Annotated in this window: 6 protein-coding genes and 1 pseudogene; 4 read left to right on the plus strand and 3 right to left on the minus strand. The window is 74.3% G+C overall.

Going from position 1 to position 5863, the window contains the following annotated elements; all coding sequences use genetic code 11:
- Window positions 1–178: 178 nt before the first annotated feature.
- Complete coding sequence (locus DMH12_RS36590; protein ID WP_122617737.1) at window positions 179–529, plus strand: hypothetical protein; 351 nt, start codon at window positions 179–181, stop codon at window positions 527–529.
- A gap of 48 nt (window positions 530–577) precedes the next feature.
- Here DMH12_RS36590 and DMH12_RS36595 read toward each other — a convergent pair whose 3' ends face one another.
- The gene (locus tag DMH12_RS36595; RefSeq protein WP_125495606.1) at window positions 578–1774 is read right to left on the minus strand and encodes a globin domain-containing protein; all 1197 of its coding nucleotides are present in this window, start codon (window positions 1772–1774) and stop codon (window positions 578–580) included.
- A 72-nt stretch (window positions 1775–1846) separates the two neighbouring features.
- Window positions 1847–2293: a nitric oxide-sensing transcriptional repressor NsrR gene (gene nsrR / locus DMH12_RS36600; protein ID WP_125495607.1), complete on the minus strand. Its 447-nt coding sequence runs from the start codon at window positions 2291–2293 to the stop codon at window positions 1847–1849.
- A gap of 99 nt (window positions 2294–2392) precedes the next feature.
- Between nsrR and DMH12_RS36605 the strand changes: the two genes are divergently transcribed.
- A complete protein-coding gene (locus DMH12_RS36605) occupies window positions 2393–2824 on the plus strand; it encodes a hypothetical protein (protein ID WP_125495608.1) in 432 nt (143 codons plus the stop codon).
- A gap of 20 nt (window positions 2825–2844) precedes the next feature.
- Here the strand turns inward: DMH12_RS36605 and DMH12_RS36610 are convergent.
- Window positions 2845–3462: pseudogene (locus DMH12_RS36610) on the minus strand (universal stress protein); the annotation flags it as partial.
- Window positions 3463–3580: 118 nt separating this feature from the next.
- Between DMH12_RS36610 and DMH12_RS36615 the strand changes: the two are divergent.
- Window positions 3581–4270, plus strand: coding sequence for a GAF and ANTAR domain-containing protein (locus tag DMH12_RS36615; protein WP_125495610.1), 690 nt, complete (start codon window positions 3581–3583; stop codon window positions 4268–4270).
- 165 nt (window positions 4271–4435) lie between these two features.
- On the plus strand, window positions 4436–5863 hold a 1428-nt coding region (locus DMH12_RS36620; protein WP_125495611.1), incomplete at its 3' end, for an ATP-binding protein.

Consider the following 5863-nt stretch of genomic DNA (forward strand, 5'->3'; position numbering starts at 1 on the left):
GGTCGGGGCTCCTCGAGGTGGCGGGGCGGGGGTCCGGGCGGACCGGACGATCGTACTCAGCGGCGGTGCGGCCGGAGCGGTGCCGGGTGCGTTGTGGTTTCGGGGTGCGTTGCGGACCCGGTTCGGGGGACCTTCACTGAACACAACTTCGCCGCCAGGCGACGGATCGGAGGCCGCGATGCTGTCCCACACCCTGGAGCATGGGGTCCTGGTCATCACGGTGGACCAGGACCCGGGAATCGACGGGCGGGCCACGCTGACCACGCACATCACCAACCTGGTCGACGCCCATCAGCCGACCCCCGTCGTCATCGTGCTGACCGACGGGGCCGACGGCCACGCGGCGGTCAGCGCCGTACTCCGGGCCCATCAGTGGTGCGGCCGGCTCGGCGTCCTGATGTCCGTGGTCACCCACAGCGCGCCGGTCCGGCGGCTGCTGGAGAACAACGCGGACACCTCCGGTACCCGACTGGTGGTGCACGCCCGCGTCGACACCGCCATCACGACCGCGTTCACCGCTGCGGCCTAACGTCCGCACGCGATTCCGCCGCGCCGGTGCGCGTGGGGCCGGCGTCCGCTACGAGCGTCCGCGCCAGAGGTCCGGTCCGAAGACCTCGTAGTGGACGGCCTCGGCGGGCACCCCCCGGCGCAGCAGGTCGCCGCGGACGGCGCGCATGAACGGCACCGGGCCGCACAGGTAGGCCGTGAGCCCCGGGGGCAGTTCGACTCCCGCGAGGTCGACGAGACCGGCCGTCGCCTCCGGTGCCGCCTCGCCGGGCTCCTCGTAGAACAGGTGCAGCCGGGCGTCGGGCAGCGCGCGGACCAGGTCGCGCTGTTCCCGGCGGTGGGCGTGGTGGGCGGGGGTGCGGTCGGCGTGCACGACGGTGACCGGCCGGGTGACGCCGGTCGCGGCCAAGTGGTCGAGCATGGCCAGCACGGGGGTGACGCCGATGCCGGCGGAGGCGAGCAGCAGCGGTCCGTCGTCCTCGGCGAGGGCGAGGTCCCCGAAGGGTGCGGAGACGGCGAGTACGTCGCCCTCGCGGGCGTGCGCGTGCAGCCAGGAGGAGACCTCGCCGTCCGGCCGCCCGTCGCCGTGCACGTGTTTGACGGTGATGCGCAGTCCGGTGCGGCCGGGTGCGGAGGACAGGCTGTACTGGCGGATCTGCCGGGAGCCGTCGGGCAGTTCGGAGCGGACGCTCACGTACTGGCCCGGGCGGAAGGGAGCCGCGGGGCGGTCGTCGGCGGGCCGCAGGACGAGGCTGAGCGCGTCGGGGCCCTCCTCGCGCCGTTCGACGATCTCCATCCGGCGCCACACGTCGCCCTCGGCCACGCCGGCCTCCGCGTAGAGACGGGCCTCGGCGGCCACCAGCGCGTTGGCCATCAGCCAGTAGACCTCGTCCCAGGCGGCGGCGACCTCGGGGGTCACGGCGTCGCCGAGGACGTCGCCGATCGCGGCGAACAGATGGCGGTGGACGGTCTTGTACTGGCCGGAGGTGATGCCGAGGGAGGCGTGCTTGTGCGCGATCCGGGACAGCATGACGTCGGGCCGGGCGTCGGGGTTCTCCAGCAGCAGGCCGGCGAACGCGGCGATGGAGCCGGCCAGGGCCCGCTGCTGCTCCCCGCCCGCCTGGTTGCCGCGGTTGAACAGGTCCCGGAGCAGCTCGGGGTGGGCGTCGAACAGCTTCCGGTAGAACAGCTCGGTGATGTCGCCGATGGCCGCTCCGACGGCGGGCAGGGTCGCGCGGACCACGGGGACGGACTGTTCGGAGAGCACGGCGGCTCCTTAATTGGTAGATGATATTCGTGTTTTAGGTCACGGGTGTGCGCCGCCGCGGGCGCGCGCCCGTCAGCCGGAGGGGCGGTCCGAGAGGCCGACGAGCACCGGGCCGGTGGGCGAGGCCACCAGGTCGGCGACGGTCAGCGGGTCGAGCGCGGCGTAGAACGCCTCCTGGGCGTCGCGCAGCGCGGCCCGCAGCCGGCAGGCCGTCCGCAGCGGGCACGGCGGATCGCCTTCGCAGGCGACGACTTCACCGTCCCCTTCGAGCTCCCGCACCAGCCGGCCGACCGAGGCGTCGCGCCCCGTGCCGGTCAGCACCAGCCCGCCGCCGCGACCGCGCCGCGCCTCGACCACTCCGAGGTGCTGGAGCCGGGTGACGGCCTTCGCCGCGTGCGTGTACGGCACGCCCATCGCGTCGGCCACCTCGCGGGTGGTCAGCGGGTCGTCGCCGTCTCTCACGACCGCCAGGCGCATGACGGAACGCAGCGCCAGGTCGGTGAACTTCGTCAGCCGCACAGCCGTGACGCTATCAAATACGCATAATGGATTCGTGTTTATTGACGGCTATGGCCCTGTGGCACGCGTCACCGGGCGTGGAAGGCGCGGTGACCGCTGATGGCAGGGCACGAAGACGGCTCCCCCGCACCGGCACCCGGCCCTCCCCTCCCCCGGGTCCTGTGCGACACCGCGCGCCTGCTGTCGCCCGGCGACGAGGCGGCCACCGGCGCCCTGTGGCGACTGGCGGAGCCGGGGCGGCAACTCGACGCCAACGTCGTCCGCCTCCCCGCGGCGGGACGGGTCGGCACGCACACCGAACCGGACCTCGACGTCCTGCTGCTCGTCCTCGACGGCGCGGCCTCCCTGGTCGGCGCCGACGGCGACCACCCCCTGCACACGGGCGTCCTGACCTGGCTGCCCCACGGTTCGGCCCGGGGCGTCGTCGCCGGCCCGGACGGGGTGACGTACCTGACCGTGCACCGGCGGCGTCCCGGCATGCGCGTGCAGCCGTCGAGCGAGGCCGACCGGCTGCTGCCCGGCGGAGACTGAAGCGGGGACGGCCGCACGGCTCAGGCCTCGGCGCGCAGTTCCGTCAGTGACCGCGCGGTCAGGGGGCGCGGGGCGTCGTCCGGGTCGACGAGGACGACGAGGACGACGGTGCAGGTGGCGGCGTGGGTGAGGGCGCTGGTGAAACTGCCGTCGGCGAACTGCTCCAGCGGGCCGCGCGGTGAACGGCCGACGGCGACCGTACCGGCCCCGGCCTCGGCCGCGTGCCGGGCCAGGGCGCGACCGGCGGCGGCGCGGTCGCCGACGCCGCTCAGGACCCGACCGGTGGCGGCGACACCGAGGGTGCTCAGCCGGTCGAGGTGGGCGGTGACCGCCCGCCGGGCCTCCTCCTCGGTCTCGGTGTCGGCGTCCTGTTCCTCCACCACGGCGGTCAGACGCACGTGGACGACCTCCAGCGGACTGCCGGTGTCGCGGGCGAGGCGGGCCGCGCTGTCGACGATGACGCCGGCCCGGTCGTGGGCGCCGACGGCGACGATGACGGGGTGCGCGGTGGCCGGGGTGCCGGTCCGCACGGGGGTGGGCGACGGGGTCACCGGTTCGCCGTCGCCGGCGCCCGCCTCGGCCTCGCGCAGCAGCCGGTGGCCGCAGGCCAGGACCGGGATGGCGAGGAGGAAGGTGGCGGGCGCATGATGCATTTAGATGTAGCACGAATCAAGATGCATGGGGGGGCTTCCGCTGTTGCTTCCCTCCCTCTGCGGGCACTCGCTCCGGAAGCGAGGAAGCGAGGGAGGTGACGGCATGGACTGGCGCGGGTTCGCGCAACAGATGGCGTCCTTGGCCCGCGATCTGCTGGCCCAGGAGTCGGTGAACGAGACATTGGAGCGGATCACCGGCTCGGCCACGGAACTGGTGGACGGCTGCGACGCCGCGGGCATACTCATCCTGCGTGGGCGCCAGGTGCGGTCGCTCGCCCCCACCGACCAGGTGGTCGAGGAGAGTGACGCGCTCCAGGAGCGGGTCGGTGAGGGGCCGTGCTTCGACGCGGCCCGCACGGCGGACGGGCAGCGGCAGTACCGGATCGCCGACTTCCGCGACGAGGCGCGACGCTGGCCCAAGTACGTCCCCGAGGCGCGCAGGCTGAACCTCGGCAGCATGATGGGTTTCCTGCTGTTCACCAGGGACGAGGAGCTCGGGGCGCTGAACCTCTACTCCTACCGGCCCGGCGCCTTCACCGAGGCCGACGAGACGGCGGGCTGGCTGCTGGCCTCGCACGCGGCGGTCGCCTTCTCCACCGCCCGTACGCACGCCCAGTTGCAGGAGGCCATCGGCACCCGGCACACCATCGGCGAGGCCATGGGCATCCTCATGGGCAGCCACCACCTCACCGAAGAGCAGGCCTTCGCCACCCTGCGCCGGTACTCGCAGGACAACAACGTCAAACTGCGCGATCTCGCGGCCCGCGTCTGTGAGTCGGGGACCCTTCCCTGAGCATCGTGCGCACGCATGAGCAAAGATTGACCGACTTCCTCTCGTTTCGATCACGAACTCTCGTATAGTGATCGTCCGTTGAGTGGTGTGTGACTACCCCCTGCTCGCACGCGCCCCGTTGGACGACACGAGGGCCGCTCCGGCGGCCTGGCGAGGACCCGATTGATGACCGCGCCCGCCCGCCCCGGCGACCGATCCGCTCCCCGCACCCTGGTGGCTGTTGCCCTGCCCTGCGCCGTGGTGTCGGCGCTCGCCGTCGCCGGCGCCGTCGCCGCGGCGCCCTCCTCGGTACGCCTTCCGCTCGGCCTGGGCGCGAGCGCGGCGGCGATCCTGCTCTGTGTCGCCGTGACCGTGGCCGTACACGCCGTCCGTCGGGAGCGGGCCACGCGCCGGCTGCTGGACGCCGCCCGCGCGGAGGCGGGAGCCCTCGCCCAGGAGCGAGGGCAGCTGTCCGAGCGCGCCCGGCAGGAGCGGGAGCGACTGCGGGCGGAGGCCGACCGCGAGCAGGCCGACCTCGTCGCCCAGGCCGACCGTGAACGCAGCGGTCTGCTGGACGGGTTCGACCGTGAGCGGGAACAACTCGCCGCCGGTTTCGAGCAGGAGCGGATCCGGCTGGCCGAGCAGCACGCGCAGGAGGTCGCGCGGCTCACCGAGGAGACCGGCCGGCTGCGGTCGCGGCTGGACCGGGCGCGCGGCGAACGTGCCGCCGCCGTCTCCGCGACCGCCAACGCGGCCGGCCGGATGCAGGCGCTGGCCACCGGGATGCTCGCGGACCTGCGCGCCATGGAGGAGCGGCACGGTGACGAGGACGTCCTCGCCGACCTGCTCCACCTCGACCACCGCACCGCGCAGGCGGGCCGGCTCGCGGACTCCATAGCCGTCCTCACGGGGGCGCGCTCCGGACGCCGTTGGGCGCGGCCGATCGGCATGGAGTCCATTCTCCGCGGCGCCATGGGACGCATCGCCGGGTACCAGCGGGTGCGGGTGCACTCCGCCAGTGACACCGCGGTCGCCGGGCACGCCGCCGAGGGCGTCATGCACGCCCTGGCCGAACTCCTCGACAACGCGGCGAACTTCTCGCCGCCCACCGCCGAGGTCCACGTCTACGTGGAGGCGGTGCCGGCCGGGGCGATCGTCTCCGTGGAGGACAGCGGACTCGTGATGGGCGACGTGCAGCTGCGCCGGGCCCAGCAGGCGGTGGCCGGCGATGCCGCCGGGCTCGGTGGCCTGACCGGCACCCGGCTCGGCCTCGCGGTCGTGGGCCGGCTGTCGGCCAAGTACGGCCTGAAGGTGTCCTTCCGGCCGTCGGCGCGCGGTGGCACGGGCGTGCTGATGCTCATCCCCCAGGACATTCTGAGCGGCCCCGGCGCCTCCGGCGGTCCGGCGGCCCCCGCCGAGCGGACTCGGGGCTCCGCGCCGACCGCGACCGCCAGCGCCCCCGCGCGGGAACCGGATCCCGGGGTGGCCTCGGCCGAGGCCACGCCCCTCCCGGAGACCGGAGCCGCGGAGGCCGCGCCGGGAGGGGACACCGGGTCCGCCCCGGTCGTGCCCGCCCGGGGGACCGGGACCGCCCCAGCCGCGTCCGACCCGGAC

The sequence above is a fragment of the Streptomyces sp. WAC 04229 genome (assembly GCF_003947455.1).
Classification (GTDB): domain Bacteria; phylum Actinomycetota; class Actinomycetes; order Streptomycetales; family Streptomycetaceae; genus Streptomyces.

What these genes read in the sequence shown, in the direction of transcription:
- DMH12_RS36615 (WP_125495610.1), top strand. Translation starts at nt 3,581, where the DNA reads ATGGACTGGCGCGGGTTCGCGCAACAGATGGCGTCCTTGGCCCGCGAT.
- DMH12_RS36605 (WP_125495608.1), top strand. Translation starts at nt 2,393, where the DNA reads ATGGCAGGGCACGAAGACGGCTCCCCCGCACCGGCACCCGGCCCTCCC.
- DMH12_RS36590 (WP_122617737.1), top strand. Translation starts at nt 179, where the DNA reads ATGCTGTCCCACACCCTGGAGCATGGGGTCCTGGTCATCACGGTGGAC.